This is a genomic window from Pelagibacterium flavum, from assembly GCF_025854335.1.
In the GTDB taxonomy this organism is placed as follows: domain Bacteria; phylum Pseudomonadota; class Alphaproteobacteria; order Rhizobiales; family Devosiaceae; genus Pelagibacterium; species Pelagibacterium flavum.
Genome location: NZ_CP107716.1, coordinates 2905518 through 2925224, shown reverse-complemented (window position 1 = coordinate 2925224; position 19707 = coordinate 2905518). Strand labels below are relative to the sequence as shown.

The 19707-nt window shown below is 60.3% G+C and carries 19 protein-coding genes; 14 read left to right on the top strand and 5 right to left on the bottom strand.

What is annotated here, in order from left to right; translation table 11 throughout:
- Positions 1-146 precede the first annotated feature (146 nt).
- The 8 genes from OF122_RS14755 to cueR all read left to right on the top strand — a co-directional run bounded on the left by OF122_RS14755 (position 147) and on the right by cueR (position 7535).
- On the top strand, positions 147-1049 hold the full coding sequence (locus tag OF122_RS14755; protein ID WP_264224950.1) for a sulfurtransferase: 903 nt from the start codon (positions 147-149) through the stop codon (positions 1047-1049).
- 89 nt (positions 1050-1138) lie between these two features.
- Positions 1139-2353, top strand: coding sequence for a YeeE/YedE family protein (locus OF122_RS14750; protein ID WP_264224949.1), 1215 nt, complete (start codon positions 1139-1141; stop codon positions 2351-2353).
- Positions 2350-2793, top strand: coding sequence for a hypothetical protein (locus OF122_RS14745; protein WP_264224948.1), 444 nt, complete (start codon positions 2350-2352; stop codon positions 2791-2793). The genes OF122_RS14750 and OF122_RS14745 overlap by 4 nt, the downstream gene beginning before the upstream one ends.
- Positions 2790-3374 carry a DUF6969 family protein gene (locus OF122_RS14740; RefSeq protein ID WP_408636338.1) on the top strand — a complete coding sequence of 195 codons (585 nt, stop codon included), beginning with the start codon at positions 2790-2792 and terminating at the stop codon, positions 3372-3374. The genes OF122_RS14745 and OF122_RS14740 overlap by 4 nt, the downstream gene beginning before the upstream one ends.
- A gap of 87 nt (positions 3375-3461) precedes the next feature.
- Positions 3462-3872: an MbcA/ParS/Xre antitoxin family protein gene (locus OF122_RS14735; RefSeq protein ID WP_264224946.1), complete on the top strand. Its 411-nt coding sequence runs from the start codon at positions 3462-3464 to the stop codon at positions 3870-3872.
- A complete protein-coding gene (locus OF122_RS14730; RefSeq protein WP_264224945.1) occupies positions 3869-4555 on the top strand; it encodes an RES family NAD+ phosphorylase in 687 nt (228 codons plus the stop codon). The genes OF122_RS14735 and OF122_RS14730 overlap by 4 nt, the downstream gene beginning before the upstream one ends.
- An 86-nt stretch (positions 4556-4641) precedes the next feature.
- Entirely contained in the window at positions 4642-7137 is a 2496-nt protein-coding gene (locus OF122_RS14725; protein ID WP_264224944.1) for a heavy metal translocating P-type ATPase, read from the top strand.
- Positions 7134-7535, top strand: coding sequence for a Cu(I)-responsive transcriptional regulator (gene cueR / locus OF122_RS14720; RefSeq protein WP_264224943.1), 402 nt, complete (start codon positions 7134-7136; stop codon positions 7533-7535). Before OF122_RS14725 ends, cueR begins: the two co-directional genes overlap by 4 nt.
- A 23-nt stretch (positions 7536-7558) precedes the next feature.
- Here the strand turns inward: cueR and OF122_RS14715 are convergent, their stop codons facing one another.
- The 5 genes from OF122_RS14715 to OF122_RS14695 form a co-directional block, all read right to left on the bottom strand.
- Positions 7559-8635 carry a CehA/McbA family metallohydrolase gene (locus OF122_RS14715; RefSeq protein WP_264224942.1) on the bottom strand — a complete coding sequence of 359 codons (1077 nt, stop codon included), beginning with the start codon at positions 8633-8635 and terminating at the stop codon, positions 7559-7561.
- Between the two features lie 155 nt (positions 8636-8790).
- Entirely contained in the window at positions 8791-9582 is a 792-nt protein-coding gene (istB, locus tag OF122_RS14710; RefSeq protein ID WP_264224549.1) for an IS21-like element helper ATPase IstB, read from the bottom strand.
- A complete protein-coding gene (istA, locus tag OF122_RS14705; protein WP_264224548.1) occupies positions 9572-11098 on the bottom strand; it encodes an IS21 family transposase in 1527 nt (508 codons plus the stop codon). Before istA ends, istB begins: the two co-directional genes overlap by 11 nt.
- 441 nt (positions 11099-11539) lie before the next feature.
- Positions 11540-12736 (bottom strand): mandelate racemase/muconate lactonizing enzyme family protein, encoded by a 1197-nt coding sequence (locus OF122_RS14700; RefSeq protein ID WP_264224941.1) that lies wholly within the window; start codon positions 12734-12736, stop codon positions 11540-11542.
- 16 nt (positions 12737-12752) lie between these two features.
- The gene (locus tag OF122_RS14695; RefSeq protein WP_264224940.1) at positions 12753-13535 is read right to left on the bottom strand and encodes an IclR family transcriptional regulator; all 783 of its coding nucleotides are present in this window, start codon (positions 13533-13535) and stop codon (positions 12753-12755) included.
- Between the two features lie 183 nt (positions 13536-13718).
- On the opposite strand from OF122_RS14695, the gene OF122_RS14690 reads away from it, so the two are divergent.
- The 6 genes from OF122_RS14690 to OF122_RS14665 all read left to right on the top strand — a co-directional run bounded on the left by OF122_RS14690 (position 13719) and on the right by OF122_RS14665 (position 19701).
- Positions 13719-14150, top strand: a complete 432-nt coding sequence (locus OF122_RS14690; protein WP_264224939.1) for a VOC family protein — start codon at positions 13719-13721, stop codon at positions 14148-14150.
- 6 nt (positions 14151-14156) lie between these two features.
- On the top strand, positions 14157-15305 hold the full coding sequence (locus tag OF122_RS14685; protein ID WP_264224938.1) for an iron-containing alcohol dehydrogenase: 1149 nt from the start codon (positions 14157-14159) through the stop codon (positions 15303-15305).
- Positions 15302-16477, top strand: a complete 1176-nt coding sequence (locus OF122_RS14680) for a mandelate racemase/muconate lactonizing enzyme family protein (RefSeq protein ID WP_264224937.1) — start codon at positions 15302-15304, stop codon at positions 16475-16477. Before OF122_RS14685 ends, OF122_RS14680 begins: the two co-directional genes overlap by 4 nt.
- 237 nt (positions 16478-16714) lie before the next feature.
- Positions 16715-17941 carry an ABC transporter substrate-binding protein gene (locus tag OF122_RS14675; protein ID WP_264224936.1) on the top strand — a complete coding sequence of 409 codons (1227 nt, stop codon included), beginning with the start codon at positions 16715-16717 and terminating at the stop codon, positions 17939-17941.
- Positions 17942-18013: 72 nt separating this feature from the next.
- Entirely contained in the window at positions 18014-18874 is an 861-nt protein-coding gene (locus tag OF122_RS14670; protein WP_264224935.1) for a carbohydrate ABC transporter permease, read from the top strand.
- Positions 18871-19701: a carbohydrate ABC transporter permease gene (locus OF122_RS14665; RefSeq protein ID WP_264224934.1), complete on the top strand. Its 831-nt coding sequence runs from the start codon at positions 18871-18873 to the stop codon at positions 19699-19701. The genes OF122_RS14670 and OF122_RS14665 overlap by 4 nt, the downstream gene beginning before the upstream one ends.
- Positions 19702-19707: the final 6 nt, after the last annotated feature.

Sequence of the window (19707 nt, the reverse complement as noted above, 5' to 3'; positions counted from 1 at the left end):
TTTGCCGCGCCGGGCAATCCTATGCTCATGGTCAACTGTTTACTGGCAGGCTTTTTTGCACCTCACACAAATTTTGACAGCCCAGCCCTCGCACCTCCATCGTCATTGAGCGATAATAGGACAATTCAGAAACCGGGAGATAAACAATGCGCCTGACCGCAACGGCACTGGCCATTTCTGCTGCACTGACCGTGCCGGCCCTCGCTCAATCCGAAATCACGCCATTGGTCGACGCCAACTGGCTGATCGAGAATGCAGGGGCTGACAATGTGGTCATCCTCGACATTCGCGACAATATCGAAAGCACCGATCTGGGCGAATTGCCCTACGTCGCCAATTCCGTCGTCGCTCCTTACGGATCGGCCGGTTGGCGCACCGAGGTGCAGGGCGTGCCGGGCCAGATTCCGCCCGTCGAACAGGTGGCCGAACTGATCGGTTCGCTCGGGATCGACAATGACGATCACGTGGTGATCCTGCCCTGGGGCACCGATTCTTCGGAAATCGGTGGTGCCACCCGGGTCTATTGGACGTTCAAATATCTCGGCCATGACGAGGTTTCGATCCTTGATGGCGGCTGGCGCCAGTTCGATGCGGCCGGCGGCGAACGCGTGGCCGAACTCGCAGCGCCCCAAGCGGCTGAATTCACCGCTGAAGTGCGTCCCGAACTGATTGCCACCACCGATGACGTTCTTGAAGCGCTCGAAAACGGCACGGTTCTGGTCGATGGCCGTCCTGTGGAACAGCATTTGGGCCAGTCCAAGAGCCCCGTCGTTGCGACGGCCGGCACGATCCCTGGCTCCGTGAACATTCCGCATTCTGAATTCTACAGTTCGGAATATGCCCGCTTTGCCCAGCCCGATACCGTGGCTGCGCTCCTCGAAGCGGTGAATGTGACTTCGGATGAAGACAGCATCGTCTTCTGCAACACTGGCCATTGGGCTTCGGTCGCCTGGTTCGGGTTGCATGAGATCCTCGGCAACGAAAACGCATCAATGTATGACGGCTCGATGGCCGAATGGACCGCCGATCCCTCGCGCCCGGTAGAATAATCGGTCGACCTCCAGTCCGGCCCTTGCAGATGTCCCGGCGCTCGGGGCATCTGTTTCGCTTGAAAACGCCTAAATTTTGAAAGACCGACATGTCTGACGTCGCTCTCGATCGCCCGTCCTATCTGCCCGCTGCGATCTCTGATCGCGGTCCCACGCTGGTGACCGGGTTGGGACTGATCCTCGGTTTCATCGCCATCTGGTACCTCGTCGATCTGCGTCAGGCCTCTCTGTTCGCCATCGGCGGTGGACTTGGTGCGGCCCTCTATCACGGCGCCTTCGGCTTTACAGGCGGCTGGCGCCGCATGGTGGTGGAAAAGCGCGGCCGCGGCATGCGCGCCCAGATGCTGATGATCGGGGTTACCGCCATTGCCATGATGCCGCTGATTGCGGCCGGCAATCTTGGTGGACAGCCGCTGGTTGGCGCGCTGGCACCGGTCGGCGTGTCGGTCATCGTCGGCGCGACGATGTTCGGCCTGGGCATGCAACTGGGCGGCGGCTGTGGTTCGGGTACACTGTTTACCGTGGGCGGCGGGTCAGCGCGCATGCTGGTTACGCTGGCCTTCTTCATTGTCGGCGCAGTGCTGGGCACTGCACATCTGCCATTCTGGCTCGAAGCGCCCTCGCTTGGCGTTATCGATGCGCGGGTCCAGTTCGGGCTGCCCGCCGCGATCGGGCTGACCATTATCGCCCTCTCGCTCGTTGCCATCGTCACGGCAGTCATCGAAAAGCGCGCGCATGGCAATCTTGAACCCGAGCCCGCTCCCAAGCGCCCTGGCTGGTCCTGGCTGCTCTATGGTCCCTGGCCGTTGGTCGGGGCGGGGTTGGTGCTGGCCATCCTCAATATCGCGACGCTGCTCGTTGCCGGCCACCCGTGGTCCATCACCTATGGCTTCGGGCTCTGGGGCGCCAAAATTGCCGACGCCGTGGGCATTCCCGTGGCCACCTGGGAATTCTGGACATGGCCCGCTCAGGCGCAGGCGCTCAATTCCTCGGTTTTGACCGACAACACTTCGGTCATGGATTTCGGTATCATCCTGGGCGCCGGCCTTGCCGCCGCTCTGGCCGGAAAATTCGCGCCCAAGGCGAAATTGCCGCTCGGCTCGCTGATCGCCGCCGCCGTGGGCGGTATCCTGATGGGTTATGGCGCCCGGCTTTCGTTCGGCTGCAATATCGGCGCGCTGTTTTCGGGAATCGCCTCGGGCAGCCTGCATGGTTGGCTGTGGTTCGTCTGCGCCTTTGTCGGTTCGTTTATCGGCATCTGGGCCCGCCCACTGTTCGGACTTGATGGATTTGCCAAGAAATGACCACCGGACGTAACACAATTCTGTTTGGTGCCGCGCTGGCCCTCGGCACCGTGGCGATTGCCGCCGACCACATCTCCAACCCGGTTGTCCGTGCCTCAAATCCCGTCGCGCAGAGCGAAGCGGGCACCGCAAGCCCCGCCGTTGCGCCTTGCGCGGCAGGCGCCCCCTGCGCGGCAGGTGCGCCGGTCGCTGCGGCCCCTTGCGCTGCGGGGGCTCCTGTGGCCGCCGCCCCGTGCGCGGCTGGAGCGCCGATGGCCTCGGCCCCACCGCCTCCCGCACCAATGCCAGAAGAGCCCGCGAGCCAGCTTGCCGCTCCGCCGCCTCCGCCCGCGCCCATGCCGGAGCCCGAGGAGGCCGAGCCCGAACTGGCCCCGCCGCCACCGGCTCCGGCGGCCATGCCCGAAGGGGCGGTCGAAGCGCCCGATCTCGTGGTGAACTGATGAGTGATGCCCGCCACCAGGCTCTGCACGAAATTGCTTTCTGCGAGAGCGTGCTTGCCAAAGGCGGGCTCACCGTTCTGACCGAAACCCTGCGCGACGCGCCCGACATTTCGGTCTGGACACATTACCCCAAGGACGATGTCTTCGATCCGCAAACCGGCGCTCAGTGGTTCTATCACTCGCACCCTGCCGACGAGCCCGACGGAACCATCGAGCACGGCCACTTTCACTGTTTCGTCCGGCCCCAGGGCGCCAGCGGCCCGATCCACCACCTGATCGCCATTGGCGTTGATCCCTTCGGCAAGCTCAAGCGGCTGTTTACGGTCAACCAATGGGTAGTGGGCGACGACTGGCTCGACGCCGAGCCCACCATTGCATTGTTGGAAAAATTCGACGTCCACATGCCGCGCCCCTCCTATCTGGTCAATCGCTGGCTGACGGCGGTTCTGGCTGCTTACGATGACGAAATCCGTACGCTGATTCACGAGCGCGATCGCACCCTCGCCGCACACCGTCCCAAAGGCGATATTGCCGTGCGGGACGACATGGCCCTCGAAGTCACCTCCGAACTGCTGCTCTAGCCGCCCCCGAGGGTGACAAAGGACATTTTTATCCCCGCTCTTGCCAAATGGCATCATTGTGCCTATTTTATGCCAAGAGGTAAAAGCATGTTGCACGAACTGCCCAGAGCCAACGCCGCTCCAGAGCGTCCCCAGATCACGGCGACCGAAGCCGCCGCGATGGCGCGTACGGTTGTGAACCTGTTTGCCCGCTGGGACCTGTCCGATGCCGAGGCGCGCGAAATCCTTGGCGGTCTCGCCGCCCGGACCTATGCGCGCTGGAAAGCAGGGGAGGTCGGGCGCATCGACCGCGATCTGGCAACCCGCCTCTCGTTGCTCATGGGTATCCATAAGGGCTTGCGCTATCTCTTTGCTGATCCGGCGCGCGGCTATGCCTGGGTCAAAAAGCCCAACGCAGCGCTCGAGGGCCGCACCCCCGTCGATATCATGGCGGAAGGCTCCATTTTCGCTCTGGCCCGCATCCGCAGTTATCTCGATGCCGAGCGGGGTGGCTGGTGAGCGTTCCGGTTTCCCGGGTTGAATGGGCCAGGGCGTTTCGGATCATCCGCACCATCTATCCGCCCATCGACCTGTTCGAAGACATCGCCGACCCCGCCGATTGGGAGGCGCTGGCCTCCGCGGAATCAAAAACCAACCCCCGTGTCTGGGAACATCTGGGACGCCTCGATCTCATCCCGCCGCACCGCCGCGTGGCCGGGCAGGGGGCAAGCTGGTTGATGGCGCCTTTCGTTCATGTCAGCACGGACCGGCCGGGCCGGTTTGCCGACGGAACCTACGGTGTTTACAGCGCCGGCAGCAGCGAGGAAGTAGCCATCCGCGAAGTGGCTCATCATCACGGTATAGCTATGGCGGCGACTGCCGAAGCACCGGGCTGGACGTCGCAATTCCGCGTTCTGGTCAATGCGCTCGATCTCGACCTGCACGATGTGCGCGAATGCGCAGAGTGTCACTTGCCCGACGATTACGGGCCGCCGCAAAAGCTAGGCAAAACGTTGCGCGCTTCGGGCAGCAATGGCGTTCTTTACCGCAGCGTGCGCGCACCGGGCGGCGAATGTATCGGTATCTTCTGGCCTGACCTCATCGAAATCCCGGTTCAGGGCGACCATTTCGATTTCCACTGGGACGGCACCCGCGTAGACCGCGTGCGCAATTGCAGCACCAGCGCCATTTTCGCCCTGTAGTTGTGGCCCACGCCATCCTATATCAATGCTTGACCTTACCATGATGGGAAGCCTTAGCATGGCTTCACACAGTCAAGAATTAAGCCATGAACGCCCCTGTCTCACACCAATCGGCCACACTGATCTTTCCCGTCGAGGGAATGAGCTGCGCATCCTGCGTCACGCGCGTGGAAGCGGCGGCCGCCAATCTGCCGGGCGTCATCAAAGCGCATGCCAATTTTGCCAATGAAACCCTGATCGTCAGCCCAGGTCCCGATTTCGACGCCTCTGCCCTGCGCACAGCCATCAAGGACGCCGGATACGAACTGCCGGCTGAAAAACTCGAAATCGGCATCGAGGGCATGACATGCGCTTCCTGCGTCAAGCGCGTCGAAGACGCCCTGGCTGCAACGCCGGGCGTCGTCTCCGCCTCGGTCAACCTGGCAACCGAGAGGGCAACGTTCGATGTCGTGGGCGGCGAGTCTGGTCTTGCCGCCGTCGAAGCAGCGATCAAGAACGCCGGATATACGCCCCATCGCCTGTCCGATCAGCACACCCAGACCCGCGAACAGGCAAAGGCCGATGAAATCGGCGCGTTGCAGCGTGACGTCATCATTTCGGCACTTCTCACCCTGCCGCTGTTCGTTCTGGAAATGGGCAGCCATTTCTATGCGCCCTTCCATCAATGGCTGATGCAGACGGTGCCAATGGGATGGCTCTATCCGGCCTATTTTCTTCTGGCCAGCGCTGTGCTGTTCGGGCCCGGCCGCCGGTTCTTTATCAAGGGCGTTCCCGCGCTTTTCCGGCGCGCCCCGGACATGAATTCGCTCGTGGCGCTCGGTGCCGGGGCGGCTTATCTCTACTCGAGCGTCGTCACCTTCGCTCCGCAATTGCTGCCTGGCGCGGCGCGCAACATCTATTTCGAAGCGGCGGCAGTCATCGTTACGCTCATTCTGGTTGGCCGCCTGCTCGAGGCCCGCGCCAAGGGACGCACCAGCGATGCCATAAAGCGGCTGGTCGGGCTGCAGGCAAAATCGGCCCGCGTGCTGCGCAATGGCGAACCTGCTGAAATCGCACTCGAGGGCGTCATTGTCGGCGATATCGTCATCATCCGCCCTGGCGAAAAAATTCCGGTGGACGGGACGGTGACCGAGGGCTCGTCCTTTGTCGACGAGGCGATGATTTCAGGCGAGCCGGTACCCGTGGCCAAGACCGAGGGCGATACCGTCATCGGCGGCACGATCAACACAACCGGCAGCTTCCGGTTCGAAGTCACCAAAATCGGGGGCGACACAATGCTCGCCCAGATCATAAGACTGGTCGAGCAGGCCCAGGGCTCCAAGCTGCCAATACAGGCGCTGGTCGATCAGGTGACCGCATGGTTTGTCCCAGCCGTCATGGCCATCGCGGCGTTGACCTTTATCGTCTGGGCCGTTTTCGGACCGGACCCGGCCTATACCTTCGCTTTGGTCAATGCCGTCGCTGTGCTCATCATCGCATGCCCTTGTGCAATGGGTCTGGCAACCCCGACATCGATCATGGTTGGGACCGGCAGGGCGGCCGAACTGGGCGTACTGTTCCGCAAGGGCGAAGCGCTCCAGCTTCTCCATTCGGTGGGGATCATCGCCTTCGACAAGACAGGAACACTCACCAAGGGTGCCCCCGAACTGACCGATATGATCGTTGCTGACGGGTTCGAGGATGGCGAGGTGCTTTCGCTCATTGCAGCGGTAGAGGCCGACTCCGAACATCCGATCGGCCAGGCTATCGTTACAGCAGCCCGCAACCGCGACTTGGTCCTGCCGGAGATTGCAGATTTCGACTCGGTGCCGGGCTTCGGCGTTGTCGCCAAGGTTTCGGGTCGCACGGTCGAGGTTGGTGCAGACCGCTACATGGAGCGTCTCGGTATCGATATCGCCGCGTTTACACCCGACATCGAAAGACTGGGCCGTGAAGGCAAAAGTCCGCTTTTCGCCGCTATCGATGGAACGCTGGCCGCCATTGTCGCGGTGGCCGATCCCATCAAGCCCACAAGCGCCGAAACGATTGCCCATCTGCACGCACTGGGTCTCGAGGTCGCAATGATAACCGGCGACAATACGCATACGGCCAGAGCCATCGCAGACCAGCTCGGCATCGATCATGTGGTGGCAGAAGTGTTGCCCGAGGGCAAAGTCGCCGCTATCGCAAAGCTCAAGGCGGAGGGCAGAAAGCTCGCCTTTGTCGGCGATGGCATCAACGATGCGCCCGCGCTGGCCGCTGCCGATGTGGGTATCGCTATAGGCACGGGCACCGACGTGGCCATCGAAAGTTCCGGCGTGGTGCTGGTTGGCGGCGATGTGCGCGGCGCGGTCCAAGCCATCGCCATTTCCCGCGCCACCATGACCAATATCCGCCAAAACCTCGGCTGGGCGTTTGGCTATAACGCGCTGCTCATCCCGGTCGCAGCCGGCGTGCTTTTTCCGGCCTTCGACATTCTGCTCTCGCCCATGCTGGCGGCGGGCGCCATGGCGCTGTCGAGCGTTTGCGTCGTCACCAACGCTCTGCGTCTGCGGGGGTATAGTCCACCGCTCACCAGGGATGACAGGAGCACAACCGCATGAATATCGGGCAAGCTGCAAGAGCGTCGGGCGTAACGGCCAAGATGATCCGCTACTATGAATCCATAGGCCTCATCACTCCTGCCGACCGAACCGACAGCAATTACCGCGTCTATGGTACCGACGACGTCCATACGCTGCGCTTCATCAAGCGCGCCCGCACGCTGGGCTTTTCCATGGACGAAACCGCGGTGCTTTTGGGCCTGTGGCAGGACAAGTCCCGTGCCAGCGCCGACGTCAAAGCCATCGCCACCAACCATATCGCCGAGCTCGAACGCAAGATCGTCGAGCTTCAGGAAATGGCCGATACCCTCAAGCATCTCGCCCATTGCTGTTCGGGCGACGACCGCCCCAACTGCCCCATCCTCACTCAGCTCGCGGATGGCGAGGTGCCTGTCTGATGGCGTGCGTTGCCGCCAATGCACTAGAAATCAGGGTTGTAGTTGAAATAGAGGGGGTTGGAAATCGCCACCATGGCTCCGCTCTGTGTCGTGCAATTGGGCACTTGCGGGAACGGTGATTGCGGGCCTTCGATCTCGACCCGATAATAGGTCCGCTCTCCCGCCAGGGGCGTATCGATGAACCGCAGAACCTGGGTGTCGCGGTCGATGGGCAGGCATGCGAAGTCTGAACGGTTCTTGATGATATTGACCTTGTAGGGCGCGCGCGGAACGGCCCCCCCGATAAGGCGAACCTCGAACTGGATCGGCTGGCCGGTTGGCTGGACGTTGTCCCCCATCATCATGTCCATCATTCCGTCGCCATCGGTGTCGGCCCAGAGTTCGACACGCGGGTTGTTGGGGTTGGCGCTCACTGATGCACGGCACCGCTCCAATGCTTCAAGGATGGCCGCGGGCGAACGCTCCGATGCAAACAGCCAGGTGGTTGGAGTGCCGACATAATTGGCAGTGGCTTCAAGCGTTTGCGGGCGCGTGAAGTCGAGTTCGGGAGGCAGGCCATGATGGGCGTCGCTGCCGCCTCGTGCGCCCAGCATGCGGCCCGAGAGCAGCATGTCGTCCCAGATGCGTTGCGCGGGAATGTTTTTCTCCCAGGTGCTTTTGTTCCAGATCTCGATCGAGTCCGCGAGATCGAAGGAATAGCCGTAATGGTTCTTGGTGGTGGGGTGATTGGCTGAAAAATGCACTCCCGGTTCGCGCTTGACCGCCAGAAGATCCCAGTCTCGCGCGTCGCGTGCATCAAAGACCCGCTGGTGATCGTACGGGGTCGCTGAAAGGATGTTGATGTGCCCGCGAGGAGCCGTCAGCTCCGCGCCGTATAAGAGTTGAACCGTCTCGGACCGATGGTCGGGATCGGCCCAGGTATTATCGGCGACGGCGCCCAGAACGTGGTTGTCATGATCGGTGATCGCCAGATAGTCGAAGCCGATCTCCTCGGCAAAGGCAATGATTGCCCCGACCGGATTGTGGGACGTGTCGGTGCTGTGGCGGGAGTGGACGTGCCAGTCGCCCTTGAGCCAGTGGCCGGTGCGCAATTGGGGCATTTCGACCTCCGTTCTATAGCGTATCTGTCTCAACTCGCCGAAGCAGCACCCAGACTCGGAGCCGGCGATGAAGTCCCGGTGTTGATTTCTGCTGAGAAGTGACCCGGTATTTTCACCGAGAATTGACCCGCCTCATGGATATGATTTGGGATTGGTCAGGTGGTCAAGCCGGGTGTTTTCTCCTTTTTGGTTTTGACGGTTTGGGCCGAGCTGTTTTTGAACCGGAAGCTGTCGTTTCCGGTCTCGAGGATATGGCAGTGATGGGTCAGCCGGTCGAGCAGCGCGGTCGTCATCTTGGCGTCGCCGAATACGCTGGCCCATTCGGCAAAGCTGAGATTGGTGGTGATGATGACGCTGGTGCGCTCATAGAGCTTGCTCAGCAGATGGAAGAGCAATGCTCCTCCTGAAGCGCTGAAGGGCAAATATCCGAGCTCATCAAGGATCACCAGATCGGAATGGATGAGCCGGTTGGCGATCTGCCCGGCCTTGCCCTGGGCCTTTTCCTGCTCCAGCGCATTGACCAGTTCGACGGTCGAAAAGAAGCGAACCCGCTTGCGGTGATGCTCGATGGCCTGAATGCCCAGTGCCGTGGCGATGTGGGTCTTGCCGGTTCCCGGCCCGCCCACCAACACCACGTTGTCGGCCTTGTCGATAAAGGCGCCGGCATGAAGCTGGCGCACCAGGGCCTCATTGATCTCGCTACTGGCAAAATCAAAGCCAGCCAAGTCCTTGTAGGTTGGAAAGCGCGCCACCTTGAGCTGATAGGCAATGGATCGCGTCTCTCTTTCAGCCATCTCGGCCTTGAGCAATTGTGAGAGGATCGGAACGGCCGATTCAAAGGCCGGAGATCCCTGTTCGGTGAGTTCGCTGATTGCCTGGGCCATGCCTGCCATCTTGAGGCTCTTGAGCATGATGATCAGGGCCGCGCTTGCCGGATCATGACGCATGGCGCACCTCCTTGTCCGCGCGCAGGGTATCGTAGCGCTCGACATTGGCCTGCGGTTCCTTGCCCAGCACAAGGGCCTGCGGTGCCCTGACTGGCGGCACCGTTCCCGGCTTGCCATCGATCAGCCTGTGCAACAGGTTGAGGATATGGGTCTTGGTGGGCACCCCGGCCTCCAGCGCCATCTCGACCGCGGCCAGCACCGCCTGTTCGTCGTGATGGAGAACCAGAGCCAGGATCTCGACCATCTCACGATCGCCACCGGGTTTGCCCAGAAGGTGGCGCTGAAGTTGCCGGAATCCATCGGGCATGTCGGCAAAGGGTGCACCATTGCGCAGGGCACCGGGCTTGCGCTGGATCACCGCCAGATAATGGCGCCAGTCATAAACGGTGTGACCCTGCCCATGATGCCGCTCGATAATCCTCTTGTGCTCGCAGATCGCCTGGCCTTCAGCGACAACGACAATGCGGTCCGGATAGACCCTGACGCTGACCGGTCTGTTGGCGAACGAGGCCGGAACGCTATAGCGAACGCGCTCGAGGTGAACCAGGCAGGTGGGCGAGACCCGTTTGGTATGTTCGATGAACCCGTCAAAGGCCCGCGGCACGGTCATCAGATACGGCGTCTCGATGCACCAGGAATTGGCAACCGAACCCGGTTCCGCGCCATGAGCAATCTCTTCCCATAGAGCCACACAGCGCTGCTCGAGCCAGACGTTCAACTCATCGAGCGAGTTTGCACGTGGCAAGGGCTGGAAAAGCCGGTGCCGCATATCGAGCACGTTCTTTTCCACCATACCCTTTTCCCAACCGGCAGCGGGATTGCAGAACTCGGGCTCGAACAGGAAGTGGCTGGCCATGGCCGAGAACCGGGCATTGACCTGACGTGCCTTGCCACGGCCAACCTTGTCCACGGCCGTCCTCATGTTGTCATAAATGCCCCGGCGCGGGACGCCGCCCAGAACTCGGAAGGCATGGTTGTGGGCATCAAACAGCATCTCGTGGGTCTGGAGCAGATAGGCCCGCACAATAAAGGCCCGGCTGTAGCAGAGCTTGGTATGGGCGACCTGGAGCTTGATCCGCTCGCCCCCGATCAGTGCCCAATCCTCGCTCCAGTCAAACTGGAAAGCTTCGCCAGGCTCAAAAACAAGAGGAACGAAAACGCCCCTGCCGCTCACATTCTGCTCGCGCTGGCGTTCCTCTTTCCATCGACGGGCAAAGGCCGCCACACGACCATAAGAGCCTTCGAAACCGAGGCTCACCAGATCAGCATGGATCTGCTTGATGGTGCGCCGCTGCTTGCGCGGCTTGCGGCTCTCGGCCTTCAGCCAGCCTGACAGCTTCTCGGCAAAAGCATCGATCTTGCTTGGCCGATCTGGAACCTGGAACTTCGGCTCAACCGTATCGGTCCGAAGGTATTTGCGAATGGTATTCCGGGACAGGCCCGTGCGCCGCGCAATCTCCCGGATCGATAAACCGTCCCGGAAATGCCAGCGCCGGATAACGCTCAAAAACGCCATGTCCAACACTCCTAAATCTCCCGCCCAAAACGAGCAGGATAGCGTTCAAACATGGGTCACTTCTCAGTGGAAAAATCTCCCTGAACCGGGTCACTTCTCAGCGGAAATCAACAACAGGAGATAGCCCAGATGTTATCCTGGCTCCGGATTTCGCTGCCACAGCAGGTCGCGGTCACGAGCAACTAGTTGGTCTGTTCCTGTGCAAACGGCGCCGCATGACACATGCGGCGCCGTTCTAATGGCGTTCAGAGGCAACTCTGCGGCAATGATCTTTGCCTGCAGCTCCCTCAATGGTGCCCCAAAGCGCTCAAGCCTGGAGACCTGGTGAGCCACATCGCGACGTTTTGGCAGACTAATTCTCGGGATGGGCCGCCGATCATGCGCAGGCGCCAATATTGATTATGAACGGCGGCAATGTTCAGCCGGGCGAACCGGAAAATCCTAGTCGAAAAAGTCTTGATCGTCAGGTTCCAGATATGGCCTCGCCCGTTCCGGGATCAGGTCCACGCCCATGCCGGGGCGCTCGGATACAGCGATTTTGCCATCGACGACTATGGGATCGGGCAGACCTTCAATGATATCGTACCACCATCCGGGATCGCCGATCGTGTACTCGAATGCAATGAAATTGTCGGGCAGGGTGGCGCAAACCTGAACGAGGGCACCCAGGCCGAGCAGACCATTGGCCGTACCGTGCGGCGCCATCATGATGCCGTGGATATCGGCGAATTCGGCGATCCATTTGAGTTCTGCAATCCCACCCACGTCCGCCGGGTCCGGACCGACGACGTGCACGGCATTACGTTCGATCAGCTCTTTGAAATTGTGCCGCAGATAAATCTGCTCGCCAGTGTGAACGGGCGTGGTCGAGCGTCGCGTGAGTTCCCTATAGCTGCCGGCGTCCACCCATGGCGTGTAATCGCCCGACAAAAGATCTTCGACCCACATTAGCGAAAAGGGTTCGAGGCGATGAGCGAGCTTTATCGCATCTGAGAGCATCCAGCCCGGACCGCAATCCAGCGCCAGACCGACCCTGTCGCCTGCCACCTCCTTCATAGCCGCCACGCAATCGACAAAGTGATTGAGACCCTTTTCTGTAATTGGACCTCGATCAAGGGCACCATGCAGTGGGCTGGCACTGGGGTCGCCATAATAAAAATCGGGCACGGCGCGTTTCATGTCCGAGTGAAACCCGATCGGCTGCTTTATGATGGTGAACCCTTCGGGCGACTGCATCATTTTCTGGAGATCGGCCGCGTAGTCTTGCGGCCGATGGCCAGCGAGCGGAAACCGAACAGCACCGTTGTAGACCCTGACGCTGTCACGAACCTTGCCCCCCAACAGGCGGTGAACCGGAACATTGGCAGCCTTGCCGGCGATATCCCACAGGGCCATCTCGATGACGCTCACGGCGCTGCCCCACGGTTTGAAACCTCCACGCTGACGAATTTTGCGCATCACGCGTTCCACCAGCCGTGGATCTTCACCGATCAAGGCATCGCGCAGGGCCAGAATGTGGGGTTTGAGGTAGGGCTTCCAGGTCTCGGCTTGCGAATACCCCGAAACGCCTTCATCGGTGACGATCCTCACCACCGGGCTTTTGCCAATGATGGCGCATCGCAGGTCGACGATCTTCACAGCTTCTCCTCCTGCCCTATTCAGACATGTCCTTTGTTATGGCTTGAGCTGTGTCCAGTGCAGCCAAGCGGATTTCCTCCATACGGCTGGGCTCGGTGCCAGCCAGAAAAGGGACGCTCAGGGCAGCGACCATGCGCCCCGATCGCGTTCTGACCGGCACGGCGTAAGCGTGGATCGACGGCGCATTCTCGCCTTTGTCCTGGGCCCAACCCAGCCGTCGAATTCGCGTGAGTTCACTGCGCAACCGCTTGGGATCGGTGATTGTCTTGCTGGTATAGGCCGCGAGAGGCTTGATCAGCCAATAATCGAGAACCTCGCGTTCGAGAAAGGCGAGCAGCAGTTTGCTGGCCGCGCCGGCATGAATGGGCATGCGCTGTCCGGGAGCGACCGTAAGTGCATATTCACGCCGCCCTTGTGCCGCTGCAAGAACCAGGATGCCGTCATTGTCTATCACGCTGAGCTTGACGCCCTCGCCGAGCTCGCTTGCCAGTCGGTCAAGATGAGGCTGGCATATGGCCACAAGGTCGAGCTCGCTTGCCCTTGAGGCAACATGAGAAGCAAATGTGAGCAGGCGACGGCCAAGATGGTAGATGCCCGCATCGTCCCGCCGTACCATTTCGTGGTGCTGAAGGGTGTTGACGATGCGATAGACGGTTGTGCGTGGCAGCCCGAGTTCAGTCGTCAGGTCACGAATGGTCAGTCCTGCCGGACGCTGCTCGATCGCCGTCAGGACCTCCATCATCCGATCGATCACGGGAATGGTGTGCTTGCTGGCGCTGTCTTCGGCGATTTCGGCCATGCGCTGGGAAACTCCAGTTGACAATCGGTGTTGTCCATCTAGCATAGAAATATGAACTACTGAAGTTCAAATCTGAATTTATTTGCCCTGTTTTTCCTGGAGGAGACGCAGGGCTTTGCAGGGAGGTTCGATCCGGGATGGTATTTCGATCGGCCGCCACAGTGCCAGGGAGGCCCCTCGTTCATGCTGACAGTCAGTCGCATTACACACATCGCCATCAAGGTGACCGATATCGAAGCCACACTCGCCTTTTACGTCGGGCGGCTGGGGTTCCAGGAAATGTTCCGGCTCGATCGAGAAGGGAGACTGTGGATTGTTTATCTGAGCGTGAGCGACACGCAATACCTCGAGATCTTCCCAGGAGGAGAGGGCGTGGGCGTGCCAGGGCCGGAAAGGACAGGATACAACCACTTGTGTCTCGAAGTGCCCGATATCGGCGTAGCTGCCAGAGAACTCGAAGCTGCTGGCGTCGAACTTTCCAAGCCGGTCGTTGAAGGAGCCGACGGAAACCGTCAGGCTTGGATTGAAGATCCCGACGGCCACAGGATCGAGCTCATGGAAATGTCTCCCAACAGTATGCAGGCCGAAGCTATTGCGCGGCTGAAGGGGGAGTAATCGGTTATGGCCCGGATCACATACCTGACAGCAATCGATTTTGGCGTGGGCGTTGTCGCCGAACTGACGGCAGCCGCAAAGGAGCTTTCCATCATGCGTCCTCTGGTGGTGTCCGATCGTGGGCTTGCCGGGACCGGACTGCTCGACAAGGTCATGGCTCAATTGCCCGACGCCGTCGCTTTCCTCGACACGCCGTCTAATCCCACTGAACGCGCCGTCTCTGCGGCGCGTGCGCTGTATGAACAGGAAGGGTGCGACGGGGTCGTTGCTCTCGGAGGCGGCTCGCCGATCGATCTGGCAAAAGGCGTGGCTCTTACGGCAACCCATGCAGGGGCACTCGAAACTTATGCCGCAATCTATGGTGGGGTCGAGCGGATCACTTCGGCGGTTGCGCCGGTCATCGCCATTCCCACGACGGCAGGAACGGGTGCAGAAGTCGGGCGCGCTGCGCTCCTGACCCTGGAGGATGGACGCAAGCTCGGATTTATTAGCCCTTACCTGATCCCGCGTCGTGCCATTTGCGATCCCGAACTCACGCTCGGTCTGCCGCCTGGCCTGACCGCTGCCACGGGGCTTGATGCCCTGTCACATTGTATCGAAACGCTGTTTTCGCCGCGCTTCAATCCAACCGCCGAGGCCTTAGCTCTCGACGGCGCGGGTCGCATATGGCGCAATCTCGAAATCGCATACAAAAACGGAAACGAACTCGAAGCCCGTACAGAGCTCATGATCGGCGCGCTTCATGGCGGGCTGTCGTTTCAAAAAGGGCTTGGCGCCGTGCACGCGCTCAGTCACGCGCTGGGTGGTTTGTCCGAACCCAAGCTCCATCATGGCACGCTCAACGCGTTGCTCATGCCTGTGGTGGTACGGTTCAACGCGCAAGCGGTGGGCGGCAAGATGGATCGGCTCAAGATGGCCATGGGGCTCGCGCCAAACGAGGATCTCGCCCGGGCCCTTGAGGCTCTCAATGGGCGGCTCGACATGCCACCCGGCCTTGCTGCTCTTGGTGTGAGGCGCGAGCAGTTTGACTGGATCGTCGAGCGCGCGCTTGCCGACCACAGTCACGCCACGAACCCTCGTGAGCCGAGCGCCGCTGACTACAGGGAAATGCTCGAAGCGGTGTTTGATCCGCGTACCAGGGAGGCCGAGCAATGAAAATCACGGGGCTGAAGACCTTCGTTGCCAATGTGCAGCGAACCAATTTCGTTTTCGTCAAACTCTATACCGACGAAGGCTTTGATGGGGTCGGTGAGGCAACGCTGGAATGGAAAACGCTTACTGTAGTCGCCGCGCTTGAAGAGCTCGAGCGCGTTCTGGTTGGGCGCGATCCTTTCGCCAGCGATGCATTGATCGAAGAGTTGCATCGCGACAGTTACTGGCGCACGGGGGCCGTTTTCCGAACGGCGCTCGGGGCGATCGATGCCGCGCTCCTCGATATCAAGGGCAAGGCGCTCAACGTGCCGGCCTACGAGCTTTTGGGCGGGCGCTATCGCGATCGCGTCAAATGCTATGCCAATCATTGGTATTTCGGGGCAACAACGCCGGATCAGTACGCCGACCTGGCGCGCAAGGCGGTCGCAATGGGCTATCGTGCCCTGAAATGGGACCCCTTTGACGCCGCCGATCTTGAAATGACACGGGCCGAGCGCGCCAAAACGATCGATATCGTCGCAGCAGTGCGCGAGGCCGTCGGCCCGGACGTCGATCTCATGCTCGATGTCCATGGGCGTCTCAATGTTCCCACCGCTATAGCCATGTGCCGGGCGCTGGCGCCTTATGATCTCACCTGGATCGAAGAGCCCACGCCCCCTGAAAACATCGATGCATTGGCCCAGGTGCGCCGCGCCAGTCCGGTGCCCATCGCAGCCGGAGAACGCTGGTATGAGCCGGCACGGTTTGCCGAAGCCCTGCAGAAGGAAGCGGTCGACATTCTGCAGCCCGACGTGTCCCATGCCGGCGGATTGGCCGAAACCAAGCGCATCGCTCACATGGCGCACGCCAGCTTGATTCCGGTAGCGCCACACAATCCGGTCGGGCCTGTGATGAACGCCATGACGCTTCACGCGGCAATCGCCATTCCCAATTTCATGGTGTTCGAGACGGTGTCGGTGGATGTGCCGTGGCGCAAGACACTTGTGCGCGAAACGTTGCAATTTGAGGATGGCGCTCTGCTGGCGCCGACGGCGCCCGGGCTCGGTGTCGAACTGATCGAAGAGGCCTGCGCGCAATTCCCTTACGTCGCCACCGATGTTCCGCTGTTCAACGGAACGATCAATACAGCCGGCATCGCCGGTGGGGCGGCAACATTCGGTAAAGGCGACGACTGACAGTCCAATCCCCGTGTGTCTGCGCAGTTGACAAGCGGGGATTTTTTGAACCATAGTTAACAGTAGAACTGGCAAAGTTCAAATATGAACTTAAACTGGTTTGCCACTTGGGAGAGTGGTTACGCCGTGGAGGCGGCGGGAGCGGCACAGCCCGCTACGCCAAATATCGCTGACCGGTGATCTGGACGGCTCGGATATCGAGCCCAACTGGCGAATGTTTCGCCCAGGGAGGAGAACATGATGATTTTCAGAAAGACCGCCGTCTTGGCGGCAAGTGCATCGACCCTGGCCATGATGGCCGGAACCGCAATGGCCGGGACGGTCACCTGGTGGTCCCCAAATTTCCACGCGCCGCGAGCTACCGAGCTCGTCGAGCAGTTCGAAGCACAGCATCCCGATATCGACATCGTGATCGAAGAAACGACGTCAGATGGTCTGCCGCAGCGCGTCATCACGGCGCTGCAATCTGGTTCGGCGCCCGATATCATTGATGTTCAGCACGGCTGGATTGCCGGATATGCCCAGAACGGCCTGGTCATGCCGCTTGACGACATCATCAATGATCCGGATGATTTCATTCCCGCCGCGCTCGATTATGTCCGTTGGGAAGGTGAGACCTACGGACTTCCCTTCAGAGCCGAGGGCTTGGCGGTCATTTACAACCGCGGTCATTTCGAGGAAGCCGGGCTCGACCCCGATAGTCCTCCCCAGACATGGTCCGAACTCGTCGACGCCGCTTTGGCGCTGACCGGTGATGGCCGGTATGGGTTTGCGATCACCGGCGGCGGCGAGGTCGGCAACACGATCTTTCGTTCATTGCCCTTCATCTGGATGAATGGCGGCTCCATCATCTCCGATGACGCCACAGAGGCGACCGTCAACCAGCCCGAGGCAGTCGAGGCCGTTGAGTTCTATACAGACATGCTCGTCGAGCATGGCGTATCTCCCTCCTCGACGCTCGAAAATGACGGCACGGCCAACCGTCGCCTCTTCATTGCCGAGGCTGTCTCGATGTATCAGGCCGGTCAGTTCGATCTGGCGTCGATAGCGCAGGAAAATCCCGATATCGATCTCGGTGTGATGACCATGCCTCATCCCGAGGGGGCTGATACGTCCGCAATTCTGGGTGGTTGGAGCTTTATTGTCCCGACCGACGCCAACAATCCCGAGGAAGCCAAGATCTTCATCGAGTGGATGGCGCAGCCTGAGAATATGGGTGTTTACACCGACACCTTTCCAGCCCGTGAGTCGGCAATGGATATGGAACGCTTCCAGGACCCGCAGCTGGCCCCCTATCGCGAAGTGCTGCCCTTTACGCAGCCGGTGCCCACGCACCCGGCATGGGTGCAGATCACTCAGGCCTATTTCGATGGCATTCAGCGGATTCTGATCGGTCAGCAGGATGCTCAGGCCGCGATGGATGATGCGGCTCTCGATATCCAGGATCTCCTGGACCAGTACTGAGCCTCCCAAAGGAGTGCCGGCCGAAGACATTCGGCTGGCACTCCATCCTCATCAATTCTGGAGCGTGTCATCATGGGACGGATATCCCCGGGGCTTTTGTTTGCACTGCCGGCTCTCATAGTGCTGACCATGCTGATTGCCTATCCTGTCATGTATACGGGTCTGCTCAGCGTCACCGATCAGCAAGGCAACTTCGTTGGCATCGATAATTTCCAACGGGTCCTGGGTGCGCGTACCACGCCGATCGCCTTCACCAACACTTTGTGGTGGGTTGGCGGCTCGGTCGTCCTTCAGGTCATTCTCGGCACGGCCACGGCCATCCTTCTCAATGAGAAGTTTCCTGGGCGCGGTATCCTGCGCTCGATCGCCGTCATTCCCTGGGTGGTCCCCGGTATCGTGGCAGCGCTGACCTGGGCATGGATGTTTCACACCGAGTTCGGCATCATCAACTACATGCTGACGGCGCCCGGCGTGATCGACGAGCCCATCGGCTGGCTCACCAATCCCGATACCGTGATGCCCGCAATGATCGCGATAAACGTCTGGAAGCTCTTTCCGTTCGTTTCCATCATGGTGCTGGCGGGCCTGCAATCGATCCCAAAGGATCTCTATGAAGCCGCGCGGGTAGATGGCTCGAACTTTCTTGACGAAACCTGGCACGTCACCCTGCCTCAGGTTCGTCCGGTCATAGTCGCCGTCACGCTGCTACTTGTGATCTGGGCGCTCAATCACATCACGACGATATACGCCATCACCAGAGGCGGTCCGGCCAATCTGACCCTGATCACGCCCATCCAGATTTTCCGACTCGCTTTTGAATCGGTCCAGTTCAACCAGGCCGCCGCCTTGTCCGTGCTGTTCTTTGCAGCGGTGATGGTCATCGTGGCCATCTACATCAAGGTGTCATCGGCCCGAGAGGAGAAGGCGCTGTGAGACGATCCAAAGCAAGTTTTGTCCTGATCTATGTCTGTGCGGCGCTCGTGGCCGCGGTGTGTCTGTTCCCCTTCCTGTGGATGTGGGTCTCTTCGATCAAGGAGTTGCGGGAACTTTACACAATCCCTCCGGTGTGGTTCCCCGCCATGCCCACCCTGGAGAACTACCGGGCCGTCCTGTTTGAATCCAATGTGCCACGCTATTTCCTCAACAGCCTGATCATCTCTTTCGGCGCGACCGGTTTGGCATTGTTCATCGCGATATTTGCCGCCTATGGGTTTGCCAGGTTCAAGTTCAGGGGCAAGACGTTCTATCAGTCCTTCGTTCTGATCGGTCAGCTTCTGCCCACGGCCGCGATCATCGTGCCGCTGTTTGTCACCTTGCGCACGCTGGGGCTGGTCAACACCTATCTGGGGTTGATCCTCGTTTACATGATCATCACGCTTCCTTTGGCCGTGTGGATGCTCACAAGCTATTTCCGCTCCATTCCGGTCGAGCTTGAAGAGGCGGCCATTATCGATGGCTCTTCGCGCATCGGGGTTCTGTTCAGGATCACCCTGCCGCTCTCCATCCCCGGAATCATCGCGGTGCTGGTCTATTCGTTCGTTACCACCTGGAACGAGTTCATCTTCGCACTGACCTTTGCCACCGACTCTTCGGTCAAGACCCTGCCGATCGGGCTTGCCGAATTCACAACCGAGTTCAACACCGACTGGGGTGCGGTCATGGCGGCGTCCATGATCATGACGGTGCCCATTGCCGTCCTGTTTCTGTCCATGCAGCGCATGTTTGTCGGCGGAATGACGGCCGGAGCCACCAAGGGCTGAAGCCCG

What these genes read in the sequence shown, in the direction of transcription:
- OF122_RS14755 (WP_264224950.1), top strand. Translation starts at nt 147, where the DNA reads ATGCGCCTGACCGCAACGGCACTGGCCATTTCTGCTGCACTGACCGTG.
- OF122_RS14750 (WP_264224949.1), top strand. Translation starts at nt 1,139, where the DNA reads ATGTCTGACGTCGCTCTCGATCGCCCGTCCTATCTGCCCGCTGCGATC.
- OF122_RS14745 (WP_264224948.1), top strand. Translation starts at nt 2,350, where the DNA reads ATGACCACCGGACGTAACACAATTCTGTTTGGTGCCGCGCTGGCCCTC.
- OF122_RS14735 (WP_264224946.1), top strand. Translation starts at nt 3,462, where the DNA reads ATGTTGCACGAACTGCCCAGAGCCAACGCCGCTCCAGAGCGTCCCCAG.
- OF122_RS14725 (WP_264224944.1), top strand. Translation starts at nt 4,642, where the DNA reads ATGAACGCCCCTGTCTCACACCAATCGGCCACACTGATCTTTCCCGTC.
- cueR (WP_264224943.1), top strand. Translation starts at nt 7,134, where the DNA reads ATGAATATCGGGCAAGCTGCAAGAGCGTCGGGCGTAACGGCCAAGATG.
- OF122_RS14715 (WP_264224942.1), bottom strand. Translation starts at nt 8,635, where the DNA reads ATGCCCCAATTGCGCACCGGCCACTGGCTCAAGGGCGACTGGCACGTC.
- istB (WP_264224549.1), bottom strand. Translation starts at nt 9,582, where the DNA reads ATGCGTCATGATCCGGCAAGCGCGGCCCTGATCATCATGCTCAAGAGC.
- istA (WP_264224548.1), bottom strand. Translation starts at nt 11,098, where the DNA reads ATGGCGTTTTTGAGCGTTATCCGGCGCTGGCATTTCCGGGACGGTTTA.
- OF122_RS14695 (WP_264224940.1), bottom strand. Translation starts at nt 13,535, where the DNA reads ATGGCCGAAATCGCCGAAGACAGCGCCAGCAAGCACACCATTCCCGTG.
- OF122_RS14690 (WP_264224939.1), top strand. Translation starts at nt 13,719, where the DNA reads ATGCTGACAGTCAGTCGCATTACACACATCGCCATCAAGGTGACCGAT.
- OF122_RS14685 (WP_264224938.1), top strand. Translation starts at nt 14,157, where the DNA reads ATGGCCCGGATCACATACCTGACAGCAATCGATTTTGGCGTGGGCGTT.
- OF122_RS14680 (WP_264224937.1), top strand. Translation starts at nt 15,302, where the DNA reads ATGAAAATCACGGGGCTGAAGACCTTCGTTGCCAATGTGCAGCGAACC.
- OF122_RS14675 (WP_264224936.1), top strand. Translation starts at nt 16,715, where the DNA reads ATGATGATTTTCAGAAAGACCGCCGTCTTGGCGGCAAGTGCATCGACC.
- OF122_RS14670 (WP_264224935.1), top strand. Translation starts at nt 18,014, where the DNA reads ATGGGACGGATATCCCCGGGGCTTTTGTTTGCACTGCCGGCTCTCATA.